This window comes from Azospirillum griseum, from assembly GCF_003966125.1.
GTDB classification, from domain to species: domain Bacteria; phylum Pseudomonadota; class Alphaproteobacteria; order Azospirillales; family Azospirillaceae; genus Azospirillum; species Azospirillum griseum.
Map to the genome: position 1 here is coordinate 102,120 of NZ_RXMA01000014.1, position 20,777 is coordinate 122,896.

The window sequence follows — 20,777 nt, forward strand, 5'->3', positions numbered from 1 at the left end:
GCGTCCCCCACGCGGCGGAGATCCCCATGAGCGCCATCGAACACACATCCATCACAGTCACCCCGCCCCAGCAGCGCCAGCGGTCGAATGATCGGCGCGGAGCGGGCGGGACCGCCATCGGCCCGCGCGGGTTGATCGCCATCTCCTGGATCGCGCCGGTCCTGCTGGTTCTGGTCTGGGAGGCGCTGGCCCGAAACGGCTGGCTGTCCCCCCAAATCCTGCCCGCGCCAAGCAAGGTTGTGGCGACCGCCGTCAAGCTGACCCTGTCCGGCAGCCTGCCGCATGATCTTGGCGTCAGCCTGCTGCGCGCGGCGGTCGGCTTCGCGCTGGGCGGCGGGATCGGTTTCGCGCTGGGAACGCTGGTGGGATTTTCGCGGTTGGCCGAGGCGGCCATCGACCGCAGCGTCCAGATGATCCGCGCCATTCCCTTTCTGGCGCTGCTGCCCCTGGTCATCGTCTGGTTCGGCGTGGGCGAGGGGCAGAAAATCTTCCTCGTTTCGCTGGGCGTGGCCTTCCCGATCTACATCAACACCACCTTGGGCATCCGTCAGGTCGATCCCAAGCTGCTGGAGCCTGGCCGGGTTCAGGGTTTGAGCACCGCGCTGTTGATCCGCCGCGTCATTCTGCCCGGTGCCCTGCCGTCGATCCTGACCGGCGTGCGTTACGCGCTGGCCACCGCCTGGCTGGCGCTGGTGGTGGCGGAAACCATCGGCGCGCAGGCCGGATTGGGCTTTCTGGCGATGGACGCGCGGGAGTTCCTGCGCACCGACGTGATCGTGCTGACCATCGTCATCTACGCGCTGATCGGCGTCGGGGCCGACAGCCTCGCCCGCGCGCTCGAACGCCGCCTGCTCGCCTGGCACCCGAATTACGGAGCCGCCCGATGACCCGCCCCCACCCCGTCCATCAAGACAGCGGCGACGCCGTCACCGTCACCGATCTGCGCCGCGCCTATGGGAACCGCACCGTCATCGACGCCCTCACCCTGCGCATCGCGCGCGGGGAGTTCGTGGCGCTGCTGGGCGAAAGCGGCTGCGGCAAGACCACGCTGCTCCGCGCGCTGGCCGGTCTGGACCCGATCCAGGGCGGGCGCATCGACGCCCCCGGACGGCCCGCCGTCGTCTTCCAGGAACACCGCCTGCTGCCCTGGGACACGCTGTGGAGCAACGTGGCGCTTGGCCTGCCGCCGCAGGGCGCGCGCGAACGGGCCGCCGCCGCGCTGGCCGAGGTCGGTCTCGGCGACCGGCTGGACGACTGGCCACGCAACCTGTCCGGTGGGCAGGCCCAGCGCGTCGCCCTGGCCCGCGCGCTGGTGCAGGAACCCGAACTGCTGCTGCTCGACGAACCGTTCGCCGCGCTCGACGCCCTCACCCGCATCCGCATGCATGGTCTGGTCAAGGAGCTGGTCGCGCGGCACCGGCCCGGCGTGCTGCTGGTGACGCACGACGTGGACGAGGCCATCGCGCTGGCCGACCGCATCCTGGTGATGCGCAGCGGCGTCATCGCCGCCGAACACCACACCGAGCAGGCGGGCGACGCCCTGGGTCTGCGCCGCCTTTTGCTGGCCGAACTGGGCGTGCGCGCCGGGTTTGCCGCCTGAATTCCCCCACTCTCCTGTTTGGGAACCCCGATCAATGACCGATTTTCCCCCCTCCACCCGCCGCCGCTTCCTGGCCTCCTCCTTGGCCGGGGCCGGTGCGTTGGCCGGTTTGTCCAGCTTTCCGTCGGCCTTCGCCGCCGACGGGCGCAAGACCGACACGCTGCGCCTGACCTGGGGCTTCACCGGCCTGACCTTCATCGCCAAGGAACGGGGCGAGCTGGAAAAGACGCTGGCCAAGGACGGCATCAAGGTCGAATGGATCGGCCCCTTCCCCAACCACGCGCCGACCTTGCAGGCCGTGACCGGCGGGACCGCCGATGTCAGCTTTGGCGGCAGCACCACCCCGGCGCTGGCGGCGATCATCGCCGGGTCGCCGTTGGTGTTCACCCAATTCCTGGTCTACGACCCGCGCACCACCTCCATCATCGCCAAGCCGGACTCGGGCATCCGCACGGTGAAGGACCTTGTCGGCAAATCGGTGGCGGTCAACCGGTCGGGTCTGGGCGAGTTCCTGTTGGTGGCCGCGTTGGAAAAGCACGGAATCGACCGCTCCAAGGTCAACGTCGTCTATCTGAACCCGCCCGACGCCGCGCCTGCGCTGGCGTCCGGCAAGGTGGACGCGTGGTCGATGTGGAGTCCGGGGGTGGACATCGCCCGGGTCGAACACAACGCCACCGACGTGTTTCTGGAAGGCCGCGACCTGGATTTCCAGATCGATTTCACCTCCTACCTCACCCGCCGCCGCTTCGCGGAGGACAACCCGTCGCTGATCCGCGCCTTCAACGCCGCCTTGAAGATCGAGGCGGATTGGGCCACGGCCAACACGAAGGAGGCCGAGCACATCGCCCAGGCCAAGGCCGGATACCGCGACGAGGTGCGCGACCATCTCATCAGCCTGAAACGGCGCTACACCCTGTATCCCGTCACCGACCAGAGCTTCGTCACCGAACTGCAAAAAGCCACCGAGTGGCTGGTCGCCCGCAAGGTTCTGCCCGAAGCGGTGACGGTGGCCGATCATCTGGCGAGGGTGTGATGAGCGTCGAGACGATTGAAAAAACCCCGTTGGCCGACAGCGCCGACGGCTTTGCCGCCCTGTTCGACCGGATCGCGGAGGGCGCGTCCGAGCGGGAGCGCACCCGCAGCCTGCCCTTTGCCGCGCTCGACCTGCTGCGGCAGGCGCGTTTCGGCGCGTTGCGGATCGCCACCGCCGACGGCGGTGGCGGCCTGAGCTTCCACGCCCTGTTCGGGCTGGTCCTGCAATTGGCGGCGGCGGACGCGAATGTGGCGCACATTCTGCGCAACCACTTCACCGCGACCGAGCAATACATCCGCACCCCGCGCAGCGCCCAGGCCCGGCGCTGGCGGGACGCCGTGGCCGATGGGGCGATCATCGGCCTGGCGAACACGGAACTCGGCACCCCCGTCGTCGGCGGGGCCGCCCCCGACACCCGCCTGACACCGGACGGTCACGGCTATCGGCTGAACGGGACGAAGTATTACAGCACCGGCACGCTGTACGCCGACTACACCCTGGTGCGCGCGGTCGGTCCCGGCGACGCGCTGGCCGCCGTCATCATCCCGACCGGTCGCGACGGCGTCGAGATCGTCGATGATTGGGACGGCATCGGCCAGCGCCTGACCGCGTCAGGGACCACCCATTTCCACAGCGTCCGCGTCGAACCGGACGAAGCCGTGTTCGACCGCGAGGGAACGGGCTATGGCCTGGCCTACGCCAACACCCAGGCCCAATTGTTCCTGACCACGGTCAACGCCGGGATCATCCGGGGCATTCTGAACGACGCCACCGCGCTGTTGCGGGACCGGCGGCGCGGTTTCTACCACGCCCCGGCGGCCCGGCCCGCCGACGATCCGATCCTGCAACAGGCCATCGGGCAGATCGCCGCGAACGCCTTCGCCGCCGAAACCGTGGTTCTGGCCGCCGCCGACGCGCTCGACGCCGTGGCCCGCCGCCGGGACGAGGGTATCGACGATCCCGCTCTGGCCCACGCCGCCGCGCTCGCCGCCGCCAAGGCGAAGATCGTCGTCGATGATCTGGCTCTGCGCAGCGGCGGCCTGATTTTCGACGTGGCCGGGGCGTCGGCCACCCTGCGCACCGCCAACCTGGACCGCCATTGGCGCAACGCCCGCACCTTGGCGTCGCACAACCCCGCGTCCTACAAGGCGATGGCCGTGGGTGCCCACGCGATCCACGGCACACCGCTGCCCGCCAAGGGATTTTTCTAAACACATCCGTGCCTTGCCCAGAAACGCGCGGCCTCAGGGACGGCGCGCGGGATCGGCCACACACGACGCAATCGACAGTCACAGAGGCTCAACGCCATGAAACGGCTCATTGGAATGCTGGTCGGCGCGGCCGCCCTGCTGGGTCTTGCCGCACCGGTCGGCGACGCGCTCGCCGCCGACAAGCAGGTCCGCATCGGTTATCAGAAATACGGGACCCTCATCATCCTGAAGGAACAGGGCCTGCTGGAAAAGAAGCTGGCCCCGCTGGGCTACAGCGTCGCCTGGACCGAATTTCCCGGTGGCCCGCAGTTGCTGGAGGCGCTGAACGTCGGCGCGCTCGATTTCGGGACCACGGGGGAAGCGCCGCCGATCTTCGCACAGGCTGCGGGCGCGCCGCTGCTCTATGTCGGCTATGAACCGGCCTCGCCCAAGGGCGAAGCGATCCTGGTGCCGAAGGACAGCGCGATCCAGTCGGTGGCCCAGCTCAAGGGCCGCAAGGTTGCCCTGAACAAGGGCTCCAACGTTCATTATCTGCTGGTCAAGGCGCTGGAAAAGGCCGGGCTGACGATCACCGACGTTGAACCGATCTATCTGCCGCCCGCCGACGCCCGCGCCGCCTTCGAACGCGGTGCGGTGGACGCCTGGGCGATCTGGGACCCGTTCTACGCCGCCGCGTCCGCCGCCACCGGTGCCCGCACCCTGACCGACGGAACCAGCCCCGACGGCACGAACATCGTCAAGAACCACCAGTTCTTCCTGGCCGCCAAGCCCTTCGCCGCCGCCAACCAACCGGCCATCGACGCCATTCTGGCCGGGCTGAAGGAGATCGACGACTGGGCGGGCAAGAACGTCAAGACGGTGGCCGAGCAACTCAGCCCGAAGGTGGGCATTCCGGTCTCGGTCCTGGAGGTTGCCGCCGGTCGCCAGAGCTACGGCCTGCGCCCCATCGATGCCGAGGTGATCGCCGAACAGCAGCGCATCGCCGACACCTTTTTTGAGCTGAAGCTGATTCCCAAAAAGATCGACGTGTCCACCGCCGCTCCCGGAACCAAGTCATGAGCCACCAGCCCCACACCACCACCCCCGGCGAAGCCAACATCCTCTGGTTCATCCCCACCCACGGGGACGGACGCCATCTCGGCACCACCATCGGCGCACGCGAGACCGACCGACATTATCTGCGCCAGATCGCCCAGGCCGCCGACAGCCTGGGTTATTACGGGGTGCTGCTCCCGACCGGCCGTTCCTGCGAAGACAGTTGGGTGGTCGCCTCCTCGCTGGTCCCCGTGACCGAGCGGCTGCGCTATCTGGTCGCCGTCCGGCCCGGTTTGCAATCGCCGACGCTGGCCGCCCGCATGGCGGCGACGCTGGACCGGATCTCCGACGGGCGGTTGCTGGTCAACGTCGTCACCGGCGGCGATCCGGTCGAGAACAAGGGGGACGGCATCTTTCTCTCGCACGATGAACGCTATGAGGTGACGCGCGAATTCCTGGACGTGTGGAAGGGCCTGTTCGGGCCGGAGCCGGTCCACCACCAGGGCAAACACATCCGCATCGAGGATGGCCGCCTGTTCTACCCGCCGGTCCAGGCGGGCGGGCCGCCGTTGTTCTTCGGCGGGTCGTCCGACGCCGCCAACGGGATCGCCGCCACCTATGTCGACAAATATCTGACCTGGGGCGAACCTCCGGCGCAGGTGGCCGCCAAGCTGGCGGAGGTCCGCCGTCTGGCCGAGGCGCAGGGCCGGACCGTCACTTTCGGCATCCGCCTGCACGTGATCGTGCGGGACACCAACGAACAGGCGTGGAAGGCCGCCGACGACCTGATCCGCCACGTTGACGACGCCACCATCGCGGCGGCGCAATCGGTCTACAGCCGGATGGATTCGGTCGGTCAACGCCGGATGTCGGAGTTGCATGGCGGCCGCCGCGACAAGCTGGAGGTCAGCCCCAACCTGTGGGCGGGTGTCGGGCTGGTGCGCGGCGGGGCGGGAACCGCCCTGGTCGGCGATCCGGCGACGGTGGCCGCCCGCATGCGCGAATACATCGACCTCGGCATCGACACCTTCATCCTGTCGGGCTACCCGCATCTGGAGGAGGCGTACCGCTTCGCCGAGCTGGTGTTCCCGCTGCTGCCGCTGGCGGCCACCACCGGGCGGTCGCGCGGTCGCGCGGCAAACAACGGCCCCTTTGGCGAAAGCATCGCCAACCAGCAACCGCCGGCACTGCGCCAATCGGCGCAGTGAAAACCGGTTCATGAGTGGGGAGGCCGCCCTGGTTCCTGTTGCTCGGGTTCCTGCCGCTCGCGCCGCTGACCTTGTGGGAGGCGGTGGCGTGGGTCGGCAGGCGGTCAGCCCCTGCCCTGCCCGCGCACCGCTTTCGCGTCATCCGCCCCCTTGTGTGAGGACATCGCCCGCCATGCCACTGCTGCCCCGCCTCACCCGCCGCGCCGCGCTCGCCATGGCGATTGGCCTGTCGGTCGCCGTTCCGTCCCTTTTGCAGCCGACCATGGCCAGAGCCGAGGCTACAGAGGTGCGCTTTGCCCGCAACCTCGGCCTTGGGTACCTTCAGCTCTATGTCATGCAGGATCTGGGGCTGGTCGAAAAACACGCGGCGGCCGCCGGTCTGGGCGTGATCAAAACCAGCTACACCGCTCTAGGAAACCCGACGACGATCACCGAGGCCACCCTGTCCGGCAACGCCGATTTCGGTGCGGCGGGCGTGCCAGCCTTCATCATCGCCTGGGACAAAACACGCGGAAACGCGAATCTGCGCGGTGTTGGCGCGCTGAACGCCCAACCGGCCTATCTGAACACCAACCGGGCCGAGGTGAAAAGCCTTGCCGATTTCACCGAAAAGGACCGCATCGTGGTCCCCTCGGTGCGCGCGTCCTATCAAGCCATCGTTCTGCAAATCGCGGCGGAACAGGCGTTCGGCAGCGGCCAGCACGCGCGGCTTGATCCCCTGACCGTGTCCCTGGCGCACCCCGACGGAACCGCCGCCCTGCTGTCCGGCAAAACCGAAATCACCGCCCATTTCACCAGCCCGCCGTTCCAGGACCAGCAACTTCAGGATCCGAAAATCCACAAGCTGCTGAGTTCCTACGACGTGCTGGGCGGCCCGGCCTCCTTCAGCGCGATCTGGACCACCGCCAGCTTCCGCGACGCCAACCCCAAACTGTACAAGGCCGTGCTCGCCGCCCTGGAGGAAGCGGTCGCCTTCATCAAGGCCAACCCGCAGGAGGCGGCGCGCATCTACATCAAGATCGACAATTCCAAGCTGGACGCCGACACGGTCGCCAAACTGATCGCCCATCCGGAGGTGAGTTACGACCTGACGCCGCGCGGCATCGGGACCTTCACCGATTTTATGGGACGCATCGGCACCATTCGCAACAAGCCGAACGATTGGCGCGATCTGTTCTTCCCGGAAGCCCATCTGCGGGCCGGGAGCTGACCAACATTCATCACGGCGTGGTGGACCGTGTTGGCCTCCGCACGGTCCACCGCGCTGTGATGCCGGGGGATTGGTCGGTCTGCACGCCCCTTATTTCACTATTAAAATTTGCTGTATTTAAATTTCCACATTCAAGTTGACACCCATAATTGTCTACCAGATAATTAGATTATAAGCCGCACGCCCCGCACCGCCATTGGGTTCGGTCATTCGGCGTTACAAACACGTCGAACACAAGCGCGGCGGCAACACCACAAAACTCTGCGGGAATCCACACCATGCGCAGCCTGTCGCACTCCTCTCCACCGCCTCACCCGACCAGCCCCACCAACGCCAAGGGCCTGGCGCCGCGCCTGCTGATCGCCGGTGCGTTGAGCCTGGCCTTGGGGTTGGCCCTCACCGGCGCCGCCAAGGCGGGACCGACGCTCGACGCCATCAAGGCGCGCGGAACCATCAAGGTCGGCGTCGGCACCCAGCCCGGTTTCTTCTCACCCGACAGCAACGGGCGCTGGCAGGGTTTCTTCGTCGATTTCGGGCGGGCGCTGTCCATCGCCGTGTTCAACGACCCGGACAAGGTGCAGTTCATCGCCTCCTCGCCGCAGCAACGGCTTCCCTCCCTGCAATCGGGGGAGTTCGACATTCTGCTGTCGGGCGTGACCCAGACCTTCACCCGCGCCACCAAGCTGGGCTTCCATTTCGGTCCGGTCGTCTTCTATGACGGCCAAGGGCTGCTGGTCCCCAAAAAGCTGGGCGTGACCAAGGGCAAGGAGCTGAACGGGGCCACCGTCTGCGTGCAGACCGGGACCACGGGCGAGTTGAACATCACCGACTTTTTCCGCCAGAACAAAATCACCTTCAAACCGGTGGTGATCGAGGAAACGGCGGAAAACCAGAAGGCGTTCGCCAGCGGCCGTTGCGACGTGCTGACCCAGGATTCCTCCGATCTGGCGATCACCCGCACCCTGCTGCCCAAGCCCGACGATTACGTCCTGCTGCCCGAACGGATTTCCAAGGAACCGCTGGCCCCGGCGATCCGCTACGGCGACGATCAATGGCTGGAGATCGTCAATTGGGTGGTGAACGCCACCATCCAGGCCGAAGAGTTCGGCATCACCCAGGCCAACGTCGACAGCTTCCTGACCAGCAGCGACCCCGGCATCCGTCGCTTCCTGGGCGTGGATCCCAGCCTGGGCGAAGCGGCCAAGCTCGACCCCAAATTCATTTACACCATTATCAAGACGGTGGGGAATTACGGCGAGATCTTCGACCGCCACGTCGGCCCGAAGACCAAGGTCGCGCTGGAACGCGGGCACAACGCCCTGTGGACGCAGGGCGGCCTGCTCTACGCCCCGCCCTTCCGTTGAGCCTGACACGGCAGCCGTCCGGTGCGGAACCAACCGACGCCCGCGCTTGATCCCGTGCGGTGGGCATCACCGCCCGGACGGCCCGGCCTGACCGGTCGGGTCGTCTCCTGGTGGGGGGAGCGGCCCGTCACGCAGGCGGTGCTGCTGACCGGGGTGGCACTGATCCTCGTCTTTTTCGCCATCAACACGGCGGCGAACATGGAGCGGTTCGGCATCACCCCCGGATTCGGCTTCCTGCTGCGTCCGGCCAATTTTGAAATCGGCGAATCGCTGATCGGCTACCAGCCGCAGGACAGCTACGCCCGGGCCATGCTGGTCGGGCTGCTCAACACGGTCAAGGTCGCGCTGGTCGGCGGCCTGTTGGCCACGGTGATCGGGGTGGCGTTGGGGGTGGCGCGGCTGTCGGGCAATCCGCTGCTGTCGGCGCTGGTCCAGGGCTATGTCGAGGTGATCCGCAGCACGCCGCTGCTGCTGCAGCTCTTCTTCTGGAGCGCGACGCTCCAGGCCCTGCCCGGCCCCCGGCAGGCGCTCAACCCTGTGCCCGGTGTCTATCTGTGCAACCGGGGCATCCTGTTGCCCGCCTTTGCCGAGGATGGGGCGGGCGGCTGGGTTCTGCTGGCGCTGCTCGCCGCCGTGGCGGTGGGCGGTGCCGGGATGTGGTTGCGGTCCAACCATATCATGGGCCGGACCGTGGGTTCGATTGGCCGCGGTCGGTGGCCCGACGCGCTGATCCTGCTGATCGCCCTGGGCACCGGGGCCGGGGTGATCGCCGGGTCGGGCGTGTCCCTGACCGTCGGCTTCCCGGAACTGACCGGCTTCAACTTCGTCGGGGGCGGCGTGGTGTCGCCGGAATTTTCAGCGCTGCTGATCGGGCTGGTGGTCAACGCCGCCGCCATGATCGCGGAGATCGTGCGCAGCGGCATCCAAGCGGTGCCGAACGGCCAATGGGAGGCCGCGCGCGCCCTGGGCCTGCCGCGCGGGCGGATCATGCGGCTGGTGGTTCTGCCCCAGGCCCTGCGCGTGATCGTGCCGCTGATGACCTCCAGCTATTTGAATCTCATCAAGAATTCGAGCCTCGCCGTGGCCATCGGCTTTCCCGATCTGGTCAGCGTGGTCAACACCAGCGCCAACCAGACCGGGCAGGTTCTGGAAAGCATGGCGATCATGATGGGGGCCTATTTGACGGTGAATCTGATCGTGTCGGCGCTGATGAACGCCCAAAACCGGCGGCTCACCGATCGGAGGCGGCGATGACCGATCACGCCTTGACCTCCGCGCCGCATCCGGTCGCGCCCTTTCCGCCCACCCAGCCGACGCCGCGCCAACGGCTGGCGCTGTCCCACGCCCGTGCCCTGTGGGGGGCGCTGTTCGGCACGCCAGTCAACGCGGCGATCACGCTGGCCTGTGTGGCGGTCCTGGCCGTCAGCCTGCCGCCGCTGGTCCGCTGGGCGCTTGTGGATGCGGTGTGGAGCGGACCGGCGGAGCGCTGCGCCGACGGCGGCGGAGCCTGCTGGGCCTTCATCGGCGAAAAGCTGCGCTACATCCTGTTTGGCTTCTACGATCAGGATCGACAATGGCGGCCACTGGCCGCCACGCTCATCCTGCTGGGGCTGGCGGGGATGAGCGCCGCGCCGCTGTTCTGGCGGCGGGCTACGCTGGGCGTCTGGCTGGTGGGTTTGGCCGTGGCCCTGCTGCTGCTTTGCGGCCTGCCCGATGGCCCCCCGGTGCCGACGGAGCGCTGGAGCGGCCTGCCGATCAATCTGCTGCTCACCACCATCGGCATGATCGGGGCCTTTCCCGTGGCGGTGCTGCTGGCCTTGGCGCGGCGCAGCCGGATGGGCGGGCTCCGCAGCCTCGCGGTGCTGTTCATCGAGGTGACGCGCGGGGTCCCGCTGATCGCCGTTCTCTACGTCGCCACGCTGCTGGTCCCGCTGATGCTGCCGTCCGGGCTGACCATCGACAAGCTGTTGCGGGCGCAGGTCGCCATCATCCTGTTCGTCTCGGCCTATCTGGCGGAAATCATCCGCGCCGGATTGCAGGCCATCCCCGACGGCCAGTATGAGGCGGCGCGCGCCCTGGGCTTGACCTATTGGGGGACCATGCGGCTGGTGATCCTGCCGCAAGCCTTGCGGACGGTCATTCCATCCATCGTCAACCTCACCATCGGGCTGTTTCAGGACACCACGCTGATCGTCGCCATCGGCCTGTTCGACGTGCTGAACACCGCCCGCAACGCCGCCAAGGATCCCGCCTGGCTCGGCTTCTACACCGAAGCGTTCGGCTTCGCCGCCCTGATCTATCTGACCGTCTGCGTCCTGGCGTCGCGCTACAGCCTGTGGCTGGAGGCCCGGTTGCGGCGGGTGGAGCGTTGAGTCGAGAGGAACAACCCGGACGTCCAATCCTTTTCATCCGTGTTCAAAACCCATCCCTCGCGTCGGTAACGTTTCGTTAACCTGGCTTCGTTGCCCTGGGCAACGGAGCGCAGGACTCGACCGGACAGGCGTTTTGTTCTATATTTGTTCCGATTGGGAGGGACGGATATGGAATTGCGGGCGTTGCAACCTTGCGTGATCGTCGCGGTCGAGGCGGTGGTGTCCGCCGGGTTCCCGTCGCCCGCTGGCGACTATGCCGAGGGCCGCATCGACCTGACCGACACGCTGGTTCCGCACCCGTCGGCCAGCTTCACCTTGCGGATCAGCGGTCACAGCATGACCGGGGCCGGAATCCACGACGGCGATCTGGCCATCGTGGACCGCAGCTTGACCGCCCGGCACGACGATGTGGTCGTCGCCGCCGTTGATGGAGAGTTGCTGTGCAAACGGCTGGTGATCCAACGGGGGCGCACGCGGCTGGCACCGGATTGCGACGATCGCGCCTACACCGCCATCGACGTGACCGACCATCCGGGTTTTGCGATCTGGGGCGTCGTCACCGCGACCATCCGCTTTCACCGGCGGTGACGTCATGCCCGTTTATGCCCTGGTGGACGCCAACAATTTCTATGTGTCCTGCGAGCGGGTCTTTCGTCCCGATCTGGAAGGCCTACCCGTCGGGGTTCTGAGCAACAACGATGGATGCTTTGTGTCCCGCAGCGCGGAACTCAAGGCGCTGGGCGTGAAAATGGGCCAGCCTTTTTTCGAGACGCGAGATCTGGTTCGCCGTCACAAGGTCCATGTGTTTTCGTCGAATTACGCGCTTTACGGCGACATGTCGTCGCGCGTGGTGGCCTGCCTGCACGGATTCACACCAAGCCTGGAGGTCTACTCCATCGATGAGTCCTTTCTGGATCTGACCGGCATCGGCGGCCCCCTCCCCGCCTACGCCGCCGACATCCGGGCCAGGGTGAAGCGCTGGACCGGGATTCCCACCTGTGTGGGCATCGGCCCCACCAAAACGCTGGCGAAGCTGGCCAACCACGCGGCCAAAAAGGCGCTGCTCGATCCGTCCGGGGTGTGCGATCTGTCCGATCCCGCCGTGCGGGCGCGGGTGTTGCCGCAGGTTCCGGTGGCCGATGTGTGGGGCGTTGGACGGCGCAACGCCGTCCGGTTGAGCCAGCTTGGCGTCACCACCGCCGCCGATCTCCGCGACCTTGACCCGCGATTGGCCCGCCAGGCGCTGACCGTGATCGGCGAACGGCTGGTGCAGGAGTTGCGCGGCCTGTCCTGCCTGTCGCTGGATCGGATGCCCTCCCCCCGCCGGTCGGTGGCCGTCACCCGCTCTTTCGGCCAACCGGTGACGGAGTGGGACACGATGCGGCAGGCGGTGGCCTCCCACGCGGCCCGGGCGGCGGAAAAGCTGCGGGCCGAGGGCATGGTCGCCGAAGCTCTTCATGTGTTCGTCCGCACCAGCCGTTACCGCCCCGGACCCGCCTGCAACGACAGCGTGACCGTTGGCCTGCAACCGGCCAGCGCCGACGGTTTCGTCCTGATCGCCGCCGCCGCCAACGCGGCCCGGCGCATCTGGCGCGACGGCGTCCCGTTCAGCAAGGCGGGCGTCATCCTGACCGGCCTGCGGCCCGCCGACCGGGTGCAGGCCGATCTGCTCGACACCACCGACCGCGCCAAAGCCGCGCGTTTGATGGCGGCGGTGGACGCGGTGAACAGCGCGTTGGGTCGCAACACGCTGGTGTCCGCCGCCACGCTGGGGCATGGCTGGCGGATGCGGCAGAACAACCGCTCCCCGTCCTACACCACCCGCTTGGCCGATCTGCCGGTCGCGCGGGCGTGATGTCGCGGGAGGCTTTTCTCCATTCTCGCGCGCAACCCGGCCTCACAGGATCGTGACGGCCTCCGCCACATCCAGGCGCGGGGCGCGGGGGCGGGTGGGCGGGCCGTCGGCGTGGCCCAGGGCGATCAGGATGTTGGAACGCACCCGGCCATCGGGGAAAAATTCCGCGTCCACGGCGGCGTTGTCGAAGCCCGACATCGGCCCGGCGTCCAACCCCAGCAGCCTTGCGGCCAGAATCAGATAACCGGCCTGGAGCGTGCCGTTGCGGAACGCGGTGGTTTCGGCCAAGGCCGAATTGTCCACGAACAGCCCCGACGGGTCGTAATGCGGGCTGAGGCGCGGGAGATGCTCGAAAAAGCGCAGGTCATGGCCGACGATGGCGATGGCCCCGGCCTTCAGCTTGGGCAGATTGCCCTTGGTCAGCGCCGGGCGCAGCCGCTCCTTGGCCTCCGGCGTCGTCAGGAAGACGAAACGGGCCGGGCTGCCGTTGAAGGCGGTCGGGGCCAGCCGCGTCAGCTCATAGAGCTGATGCAGGATGGCAGCGGACACCGGGCGTTCGGACCAGGATTGCGGCGTCCGCGCGTCGAGGAACAGCGGCCCGGCGGCGACCGGCAGATCGGCCAAATCGCCATCGGGAAACGCCACATCGGCGATCAGGGTTTTGGTCATGGTGCGGGGTTTCCCCTTGCTTGGACGATCAAAGGCTGGCGGGCAAGAGCGCCAGCAAGCCCAGCAGCAGCGAGGCGAAGCTGATCAGCATCGCCAGATCGGTCATGTCGAGGTCGGCATCGTCCGCCCGGTCGCGAAACAGCGCGCCATCCTGGCCGTCCGTTGCGCCCCCCGCGTTGGCGGCCAGCAGCAGGATTCCGTCGGGGGTCGGCATCAACGAGGCCAGGGTCAGCAGATCGAGTTCGGATGTGCGGTGCATGATCAGGCCTCCTTGGTGTGATCCGGCTGTGTGGTGCGCCCGGCGGGTCAAGCCACGGCCCTTACGGGCGGCGGGGCCGCCCACATTCCACACGTTAAAGAACCATCATCACCCCTTATTTCCTATTTATCAACTATGTTTATACGCTCGTATAAACAACATTTTCTCTCGATATTAAAGTCTATTTTTCTACAGTTTTATGCGTTTTTGCGATTGCGCCGGTCCCGTGCGCCGCATTAGTGTTTTCCCAACCCGCCGGGCCGCGTCCGCCGATGCCCTGATCGGCTCTTCCGATCCCGCCCGGCCCCTCCCCCATCGTTGCCCCCCATCGCAATTGGATTCCGCGCCATGACCAAGCCCTTGCACACGCTGCTGTTCTCCGCCCTGACCGCCCTGCTGCCCTTCGTGGCGGAGGCGGCAAACGGCAAGGTGGTGGTCGGCTATCAGACCGACGCCCTGCCCTCCTCCGTGGCCATCGCCAACGGGGATTTCGCCAAAGCCACCGGCGTCACCATCGATTTCCGCAAATTCAACTCGGGGGCCGATGTCTTCGCCGCCATCGCCTCGGGCGACGTGCAGGTCGGTTATGTCGGGTCCAGCCCCTTCGCGGCGGCCACCAGCCGTGGCCTGGACGTGAAGGCCTTCCACCTCGCCACCATCTCCGGCACCGACGAGGCCCTGGTGGTCCGCAACGGATCCGGCATCGAAAAGCCGTCGGACCTGAAGGGCAAGAAGCTGGCGGCCGCCCCGGTCTCCACCGACCATTATCAACTGCTGGCGGTGTTGAAGCAGGAGAAGATCAGCGAGCGCGACGCCCAGGTGTTCGCCATTCCCCAGCCGGACATCGTTGCCGCCTGGAATCGCGGCGATCTCGACGCGGCCTTTGTCTGGGATCCGGCGCTGACCGAACTGAAGAAGAACGGCAAGGTTCTGCTGACCTCCAAGGAGGTCGCCGACCGGGGCGCGCCGACCTTCTCCGCCTGGGTCGCCACCGCGACCTTTGCCAAGGACAACCCGGCTTTTCTCAAGAGCTTCGCGCAGGTGATCGAAAAGTACAGCGCCTCGTTCCAGACCGACAAGGCGGCCTGGAGCGCGGATTCGGACAACGCCAAGGCGTTGGCCAAGCTGCTGGGCGGGACCCCCGCCGATCAGGCCGCCGCGCTGACGAACCTGTCGCTGGTCCCGCCCGCCCAACAGGCGAGCGCGGCGTGGTTGGGCGGCGGGGAGAATGGTGGGGCCGCCAAGATCCTGAAGGCGACCGCCGAATTCCTGAAGGAACAGAAAAAGATCACCACCGTCCTGCCCAGCTATGGCGGGTTCGTCACCCCCGACGCGGTCAAGGACCTGCGCTGACCCCATTCCCATCACGGGCAGCCCCATCGCGGGCTGTCCGGTCATGGGTTGAAGAGAGGACGCCATGCTTCACGTCCACAACGCCAGCGTCTTCTTTTCCGCCCGCGACGGGCGGGTGGTGCACGCGCTGGACCGGGCCACGCTCGACATTGACGCCAACAGCGTCGTCGTCGCGCTGGGGGCCTCGGGTTGCGGCAAATCCACCTTGCTGAACGCCATCGCCGGGTTTCTGCCGCTGTCCGACGGCTCCATCACGCTCGACGGGCAACCGGTGGACCGCCCCGGTGCCGACCGGGGTGTGGTCTTTCAAAAGGACACGCTGCTGCCCTGGAAAAGCGTGCTCGACAACGTCGCCCTCGGCCTGAAATTCGCGGGCGTCCCGGCGCGCGACCGGCGGGAGCGGGCGAACGAACTGCTGCGGATGGTCGGGCTGGACGGCTTCGCCCATTCCGCCCCGCACGAGCTGTCGGGCGGGATGCGCCAGCGCGTCGGCATCGCCCGCGCGCTGGCGACCGACCCGAAGATCCTGCTGATGGACGAACCGTTCGGCGCGCTCGACAGCCTGACGCGCGAACAGATGCAGGAGCTGCTGGTGGACGTCTGGGCGCGCACCGGCAAGCGCATCTTCTTCATCACCCATTCGATTGAAGAGGCGCTGTTCCTGGGAACCACGGTGGTGGTGATGTCGCCGCGCCCGGGCCGCATCGTCGCCCGTTTCGATCTGGATTTCGTCCGGCGGTTCGCGCAGGAACGCGACGTGCGGGCCATTCTGTCGGACCCGCGCTTTGCGGAGCTGTACGACGAGATCCGCAACCTCGTGCATCGCCCGCATGACCGCTCCCACGAGGGAGGAGACCGACCGCAATGACCGATCTGGCAAGCCGGGGCGCGCCGCATGCCGCCCCAACCGCCGCCCACCCCAAGCGGGTGCGGCTTCACCCCTTTGGCCTGGATGGCGCGCCGACCCTGCTCATCAGCCTGACCACTGGCGCCGCGCTGATCGGGTTGTGGTTCCTGGTGTCCTGGCTGCGGCTGGTCCCGCCGCTGTTCCTGCCCGGCCCGGAGGAGGTTCTCACCCAGTTCCTGGCCATTCTGGACGACGGGTACGCCGGGGCGACGCTGGGGGAGCATGTGTCCGCCAGCCTGTTCCGCATCTCCACCGCCGCCCTGCTCGCCGCGTCCTTCGGCATCCCGTTGGGCTTGGCGATGGGGCTGAACCGCTGGGTCAAGGGCGTGTTCGACACCCCGATTGAGTTTTATTGGCCGCTGCCGCCGCTGGCCTATCTGCCCTTGATGATCATCTGGCTGGGCATTGGCGAGCTGTCCAAGATCGTGCTGCTGACGCTGGCGATGTTCGCGCCGATCTGCCTGTCGGCGCAGGCGGGGGTCCGGTCCCTGCCGATTGAGCGGGTGAACGCCGCCCTGTCGCTGGGGGCGACGCGCTGGCAACTCTTCCTCGACATCGTGCTGCCCAGCGCGCTGCCGGAGATTCTGACCGGCCTGCGCATCGGCATCGGCGTGGGGTGGAGCACGCTGGTGGCGGCGGAGCTGATCGCCGCGACGCGCGGCATCGGCTTCATGATCATGTCGGCCTCGCATTTCCTGGCGGCCGACGTGGTTTTTGTCGGCATCGGCGTCATCGCCGCCTGGGCCTTCGCCTTTTCCTATGGCATGCGCCTGCTGGAACGGGCGCTGGTCCCCTGGAAAGGCAAAAGCTGAAACCGGGCAAGCGCGGACAACATCCGAACGAACACGCAAAAAGGGGGGCTGCGTTTGTGCAGCCCCCCTTTTTGTCGTGAACGCCAACCGTCAAACCGGACGGTCGCCCAGCACGGTGGCGCGGTGCATCAGGCGGCTGTGCGGCAGATAATCGTTGACCGCGTAATGCTGGGTCGAGCGGTTGTCCCACAGCGCCAGATCGTCCGGCTTCCAGGTCCACCGCACGGTGAATTCCGGTCGGGCGACATGGTCGAACAGGAAGCGCAGCAGGAAATCGCTTTCCTTCGGGCTGAGGCCCAGAATGGCCGCTGTGAAATTGTCGTTCACGAACAGCGCCTTGCGCCCGTTAACCGGATGGGTGCGGATCACCGGATGGACGCGGATCGGGTTCTTGGCCCGCGCCTCCAGCCAGCGTTCATGCACGCCCGGCCCGTTGTGACGCCATTCCGGAAACGACCGGCTGAAATCATGCACGGCCTTCAACGGTTCCAGAAGCACGCGCAGCGGTTCCGACAGCGCTTCATAGGCGGCCGACGCGCTGGCCCACAGGGTGTCACCGCCCAGCGGCGGCACCTTCTTGGCCGACAGCGCCACGATGGCCGGTGGGGTTTCCACAAAGGTCACGTCGGTGTGCCAGACGTCGTTGTCGCTCGGGTTGTGCGGGCCGGTGTCCAGAACCATGATTTCCGGAACCTCCGGGATGTTCGGATAGACCGGGTGGATGTGCAGCGGGCCGAAGCTGGCGGCGAAGGCGCGCTGCTGTTCCGGGGTCAGCGGCTGGTTTTCAAAGAACAGCACCTGATGGCGCACCAGAAGCGCCTCCAACTCGGCCGCAACCGACGGGGTCAAGGGCCGGGACAGGTCAACGCCGCTGACCCGCGCGCCGATGGTGGGGCCGAGCGGGGTGGCGGTCAGGGTCGGCAGGGCAACATCCGGCATGGACATCCTCATCACGGTTTGAAAAGCGATCCGGACCACGCAAAAAATTGGGGAAACGCGCGAACGCGCTTCCCCATCAGGTGGCGTGGACAATGGACGAACGAAGAGACGCACAAGACGCACGGAACCTCCCGGCCCGGGATGGGCAAACCCGCAGCGGTCAACCACCGGGGGCCGGGTGCAGAACGCTGGTCAGACCTCGGCCAGCGCCTGTTCGATGTCGGCGATGATGTCGTCGGGGTGCTCGATCCCGATCGACAGGCGGACATAGCCAGGGGTGACACCGCTGGCGATCTGGTCCTCCACCGACAATTGCGAATGGGTGGTGGTCGCCGGATGGATGGCCAGCGAGCGGGCGTCGCCGATGTTGGCGACGTGGTACAGCAGCTTCAGCGATTCGATGAAGCGGCGGCCGGCTTCCGCCCCGCCCTTCACCTCAAACCCGATCAACGCGCCATAGCCGCCCTTCAGATAGGCGTCGGCGCGGCGCTTGGCCTCGCCGGTGTGCAGGCCGGGGAAGATGACCGAGGCGACCTTCGGGTGGGTTTTGAGAAAATCCGCCACCTTGATGGCGTTGGCGTTGTGCTGGCGGATGCGCAGCGGCAGGGTTTCCAACCCCTGGATCAACTGGAAGGCCGACAGCGGGCTGATCGCCGCCCCGGTGTCGCGCAGCAGCGTCACCCGCGCGCGCAGGACATAGGCGATGGGGCCGAGCGGCTTGGCCGCCTCCGTCCACACCGCGCCGTGATAGCTGGGGTCGGGCTGGGTCGGCAGCGGGAAACGGGCGGCGTGATCGGCCCATGGGAAATTGCCGCCGTCGATGATGACGCCGCCGATGGTGGTGCCATGGCCGCCGATGTATTTCGTCGCCGAATAGAGCGTCACCGCCGCGCCATGGTCGAACGGGCGCACGGTCAGCGGGGCGGCGGTGTTGTCCACAATCAACGGCACGCCCAGCGACCGGCCGATGTCGGCCACCTCGCGGATCGGGAAGACGTTCAGCTTGGGATTCGGCAGGGTTTCCGCGTAATAGGCGCGGGTCTTGTCATCGGTGGCGCGGCGGAAATTCTCCGGGTCGGCCGGATCGACGAAGCGCGCCTCGATCCCCAACTGCTTGAAGGTGTTGGCAAACAGGTTCCAGGTGCCGCCATAGAGATCGGTCGAGGTGACGAAATTGTCGCCCGCCTGCGCCAGATTCAGAATGGCGTAGAAGGACGCCGCCTGTCCCGACGCCACCACCAGCGCCGCCGCCCCGCCTTCCAACGCGGCCAGGCGCTGTTCGAGCACGTCCGTCGTCGGGTTGGTCACGCGGGTGTAGATGTTGCCCAACTCCTGGAGCGCGAACAGGCGTTCGGCGTGGCCGGTGTCCTGGAACTGGTAGGAGGTGGTCTGATAGATCGGCACGGCCACGGCCCCGGTCGCCGGATCGGACCGGTAGCCGCCAGCGTGCAGGGCCAGGGTTTCAAAACGCGGAGACGTGTCGGTCATCGGTCGGTCCTTTTGAACAGCGTTTTTGAAAAGGGTCGGCGGAAAAGGGGCGGCTCAATAGGCGGCGGGTTCCAGAACCCGCCCGGCCAGCGCCGCCACCGCCGGAAGATCGGCGTAATGGCGTTGGGCGACGTCGGGGTGCGAGCGCAGGCGGCTTTTCAGCGCGTTTTCGCCGACATCCACGAACAACGGGTTGTTGGGATCACGCTCCGGCCCGCGCGCCTGCGCCGCCAGATCGGGCAGCAGCGGCAGAACCGGAACCCGCGCGCCCAGACGCGCGCCCAGGAAAAAGGCGATGGACAGCCGGTCCACCCCGGTCGGCGGCGTCACCACCCGGTGCACCGCCGCGCGGAAATAGCCATCGGTGGCCAGCTCCAGCAACTCCCCGGCGTTGACGACAAAGGTGCCGGGGATGAGCGGCACATCGACCCAACCATCGGGCGTTTCGGCCTGAAGCCCGCTTTGCTGGTGTTGCAGCACCAGGGTCAGCAAACCACTGTCCTTGTGCGCACCAACGCCCTGCCCGCCGCCGTCCTGCCCACCTTGTTCCCCCTCTGGCAGCGCGTCGCGCCCCGGGTAGCGGATCAGCTTGATGAGTTGCGTCGGGTCGGGCGCCACGATGGGATCGAAGGCGTCGGCCTTCAGCCCGATGGCCAGCGCCACCGCCCGCAGCAGGCGCAACGTGACTTCGGTCAGCGCGTCTTGCAACGCCAGCGCGGCGGGGCGCAGCTCCGGCAGGGCGTCGGGCCACTGGTTCGGACCCTGCAACCGCGTCCAGGCGGGCGCGTCGGCATCGGCGGGCAACGTGGGGCGTTCGGACCCGATGTCCACCTGCTCCCGCCAATCGGCCTTGCCCCGGGTGCGCTCCCACCCGGCGCGGGTGTAGCCCCGGAAATGCGGCGAATGGACCATTTCGATCGCCCGCTTGTCGGCGTCGGACAAGGCGAAGAAACGGCGCGACAGCGCAAAGGCCTGATCGAGCGTCGCCGCGTCCACACCATGGCCGGTCACATAGAACGCGCCGTACCGGCGGATCGCCACGCGCAGATCGTCGAGAAACGCCGCGCCCCCGCTGTCGTCGTCCTGAAAACGGCCCAGATCCAAAATCGGCAATGGCGCGGTCACGGTGAGACCTCCTCCCGAAAACGATTGCAAGGAAAACGCAGGCTGAGACGGCGTCAGGCGGCCCGGCGGGCGGCAATCCGCGTCAACCACGCCCCGCTCAACCGATTCCACAGCGACACGGCGTTGTATGATCCTCCATCCCCCTCACAATCGAACACCAACCCCTCCGGCAACGGCACCCACACCACCACCGGATCGGCGGCGGGCAGAAGGGCGGTGGAGTCACGGTTTGTCAGCGGATTGGACATGGAAAAATCCTTTCCAGACAAAGGATTGAAGGGCAGAGATTGAGCGGCGGTTGCTGGCGGAGGGGGATGCGGTTGGCGCATCACCCCGC

21 protein-coding genes are annotated in these 20,777 nt (G+C 67.1%); 15 read left to right on the top strand and 6 right to left on the bottom strand.

Annotation, left to right across the window (positions count from 1 at the left end):
- The first annotated feature begins 26 nt into the window (after window positions 1–26).
- From EJ903_RS15520 to EJ903_RS15575, 12 genes are all read left to right on the top strand, one after another.
- A complete protein-coding gene (locus tag EJ903_RS15520; RefSeq protein WP_126617030.1) occupies window positions 27–887 on the top strand; it encodes an ABC transporter permease subunit in 861 nt (286 codons plus the stop codon).
- Window positions 884–1,600 carry an ABC transporter ATP-binding protein gene (locus EJ903_RS15525; RefSeq protein ID WP_126617032.1) on the top strand — a complete coding sequence of 239 codons (717 nt, stop codon included), beginning with the start codon at window positions 884–886 and terminating at the stop codon, window positions 1,598–1,600. The genes EJ903_RS15520 and EJ903_RS15525 overlap by 4 nt, the downstream gene beginning before the upstream one ends.
- A 34-nt stretch (window positions 1,601–1,634) precedes the next feature.
- Complete coding sequence (locus tag EJ903_RS15530; protein ID WP_126617034.1) at window positions 1,635–2,633, top strand: NrtA/SsuA/CpmA family ABC transporter substrate-binding protein; 999 nt, start codon at window positions 1,635–1,637, stop codon at window positions 2,631–2,633.
- Window positions 2,633–3,844 carry an acyl-CoA dehydrogenase family protein gene (locus tag EJ903_RS15535; RefSeq protein WP_126617036.1) on the top strand — a complete coding sequence of 404 codons (1,212 nt, stop codon included), beginning with the start codon at window positions 2,633–2,635 and terminating at the stop codon, window positions 3,842–3,844. The genes EJ903_RS15530 and EJ903_RS15535 overlap by 1 nt, the downstream gene beginning before the upstream one ends.
- A gap of 96 nt (window positions 3,845–3,940) precedes the next feature.
- Entirely contained in the window at window positions 3,941–4,903 is a 963-nt protein-coding gene (locus tag EJ903_RS15540; RefSeq protein WP_126617038.1) for a sulfonate ABC transporter substrate-binding protein, read from the top strand.
- Window positions 4,900–6,087 carry an FMNH2-dependent alkanesulfonate monooxygenase gene (gene ssuD / locus EJ903_RS15545; protein WP_126617040.1) on the top strand — a complete coding sequence of 396 codons (1,188 nt, stop codon included), beginning with the start codon at window positions 4,900–4,902 and terminating at the stop codon, window positions 6,085–6,087. The genes EJ903_RS15540 and ssuD overlap by 4 nt, the downstream gene beginning before the upstream one ends.
- A gap of 172 nt (window positions 6,088–6,259) precedes the next feature.
- Complete coding sequence (locus EJ903_RS15550; protein ID WP_126617042.1) at window positions 6,260–7,297, top strand: ABC transporter substrate-binding protein; 1,038 nt, start codon at window positions 6,260–6,262, stop codon at window positions 7,295–7,297.
- Window positions 7,298–7,575: 278 nt separating this feature from the next.
- Window positions 7,576–8,661, top strand: coding sequence for an amino acid ABC transporter substrate-binding protein (locus EJ903_RS15555; RefSeq protein ID WP_246015617.1), 1,086 nt, complete (start codon window positions 7,576–7,578; stop codon window positions 8,659–8,661).
- A gap of 21 nt (window positions 8,662–8,682) precedes the next feature.
- A complete protein-coding gene (locus EJ903_RS15560) occupies window positions 8,683–9,915 on the top strand; it encodes an amino acid ABC transporter permease (RefSeq protein WP_174237308.1) in 1,233 nt (410 codons plus the stop codon).
- Complete coding sequence (locus EJ903_RS15565) at window positions 9,912–11,033, top strand: amino acid ABC transporter permease (protein ID WP_126617044.1); 1,122 nt, start codon at window positions 9,912–9,914, stop codon at window positions 11,031–11,033. Before EJ903_RS15560 ends, EJ903_RS15565 begins: the two co-directional genes overlap by 4 nt.
- Window positions 11,034–11,201: 168 nt before the next feature.
- The gene (locus tag EJ903_RS15570; RefSeq protein ID WP_126617046.1) at window positions 11,202–11,621 is read left to right on the top strand and encodes a LexA family protein; all 420 of its coding nucleotides are present in this window, start codon (window positions 11,202–11,204) and stop codon (window positions 11,619–11,621) included.
- Between the two features lie 4 nt (window positions 11,622–11,625).
- Window positions 11,626–12,888 (top strand): Y-family DNA polymerase, encoded by a 1,263-nt coding sequence (locus EJ903_RS15575; protein ID WP_126617048.1) that lies wholly within the window; start codon window positions 11,626–11,628, stop codon window positions 12,886–12,888.
- 42 nt (window positions 12,889–12,930) lie between these two features.
- Here the strand turns inward: EJ903_RS15575 and EJ903_RS15580 are convergent, their stop codons facing one another.
- Both EJ903_RS15580 and EJ903_RS15585 read right to left on the bottom strand, forming a co-directional pair.
- On the bottom strand, window positions 12,931–13,557 hold the full coding sequence (locus EJ903_RS15580) for a malonic semialdehyde reductase (RefSeq protein WP_126617050.1): 627 nt from the start codon (window positions 13,555–13,557) through the stop codon (window positions 12,931–12,933).
- 28 nt (window positions 13,558–13,585) lie between these two features.
- Window positions 13,586–13,816 (bottom strand): hypothetical protein, encoded by a 231-nt coding sequence (locus EJ903_RS15585; RefSeq protein ID WP_126617052.1) that lies wholly within the window; start codon window positions 13,814–13,816, stop codon window positions 13,586–13,588.
- A 348-nt stretch (window positions 13,817–14,164) separates the two neighbouring features.
- Between EJ903_RS15585 and tauA the strand changes: the two genes are divergently transcribed.
- The 3 genes from tauA to EJ903_RS15600 all read left to right on the top strand — a co-directional run bounded on the left by tauA (window position 14,165) and on the right by EJ903_RS15600 (window position 16,888).
- Window positions 14,165–15,169, top strand: coding sequence for a taurine ABC transporter substrate-binding protein (tauA, locus tag EJ903_RS15590; RefSeq protein ID WP_126617054.1), 1,005 nt, complete (start codon window positions 14,165–14,167; stop codon window positions 15,167–15,169).
- 64 nt (window positions 15,170–15,233) lie between these two features.
- Complete coding sequence (locus EJ903_RS15595) at window positions 15,234–16,037, top strand: taurine ABC transporter ATP-binding protein (protein WP_126617056.1); 804 nt, start codon at window positions 15,234–15,236, stop codon at window positions 16,035–16,037.
- Window positions 16,034–16,888, top strand: a complete 855-nt coding sequence (locus tag EJ903_RS15600; protein ID WP_126617058.1) for an ABC transporter permease subunit — start codon at window positions 16,034–16,036, stop codon at window positions 16,886–16,888. The genes EJ903_RS15595 and EJ903_RS15600 overlap by 4 nt, the downstream gene beginning before the upstream one ends.
- A gap of 90 nt (window positions 16,889–16,978) precedes the next feature.
- Here EJ903_RS15600 and tauD read toward each other — a convergent pair whose 3' ends face one another.
- The 4 genes from tauD to EJ903_RS15620 all read right to left on the bottom strand — a co-directional run bounded on the left by tauD (window position 16,979) and on the right by EJ903_RS15620 (window position 20,688).
- Window positions 16,979–17,827: a taurine dioxygenase gene (tauD, locus tag EJ903_RS15605; RefSeq protein WP_126617060.1), complete on the bottom strand. Its 849-nt coding sequence runs from the start codon at window positions 17,825–17,827 to the stop codon at window positions 16,979–16,981.
- A 192-nt stretch (window positions 17,828–18,019) separates the two neighbouring features.
- Window positions 18,020–19,315: an O-acetylhomoserine aminocarboxypropyltransferase/cysteine synthase family protein gene (locus tag EJ903_RS15610; RefSeq protein ID WP_126617062.1), complete on the bottom strand. Its 1,296-nt coding sequence runs from the start codon at window positions 19,313–19,315 to the stop codon at window positions 18,020–18,022.
- 54 nt (window positions 19,316–19,369) lie between these two features.
- The gene (locus EJ903_RS15615; protein WP_126617064.1) at window positions 19,370–20,440 is read right to left on the bottom strand and encodes an isopenicillin N synthase family dioxygenase; all 1,071 of its coding nucleotides are present in this window, start codon (window positions 20,438–20,440) and stop codon (window positions 19,370–19,372) included.
- Between the two features lie 53 nt (window positions 20,441–20,493).
- Window positions 20,494–20,688 (bottom strand): hypothetical protein, encoded by a 195-nt coding sequence (locus EJ903_RS15620; protein WP_126617066.1) that lies wholly within the window; start codon window positions 20,686–20,688, stop codon window positions 20,494–20,496.
- Window positions 20,689–20,777: the final 89 nt, after the last annotated feature.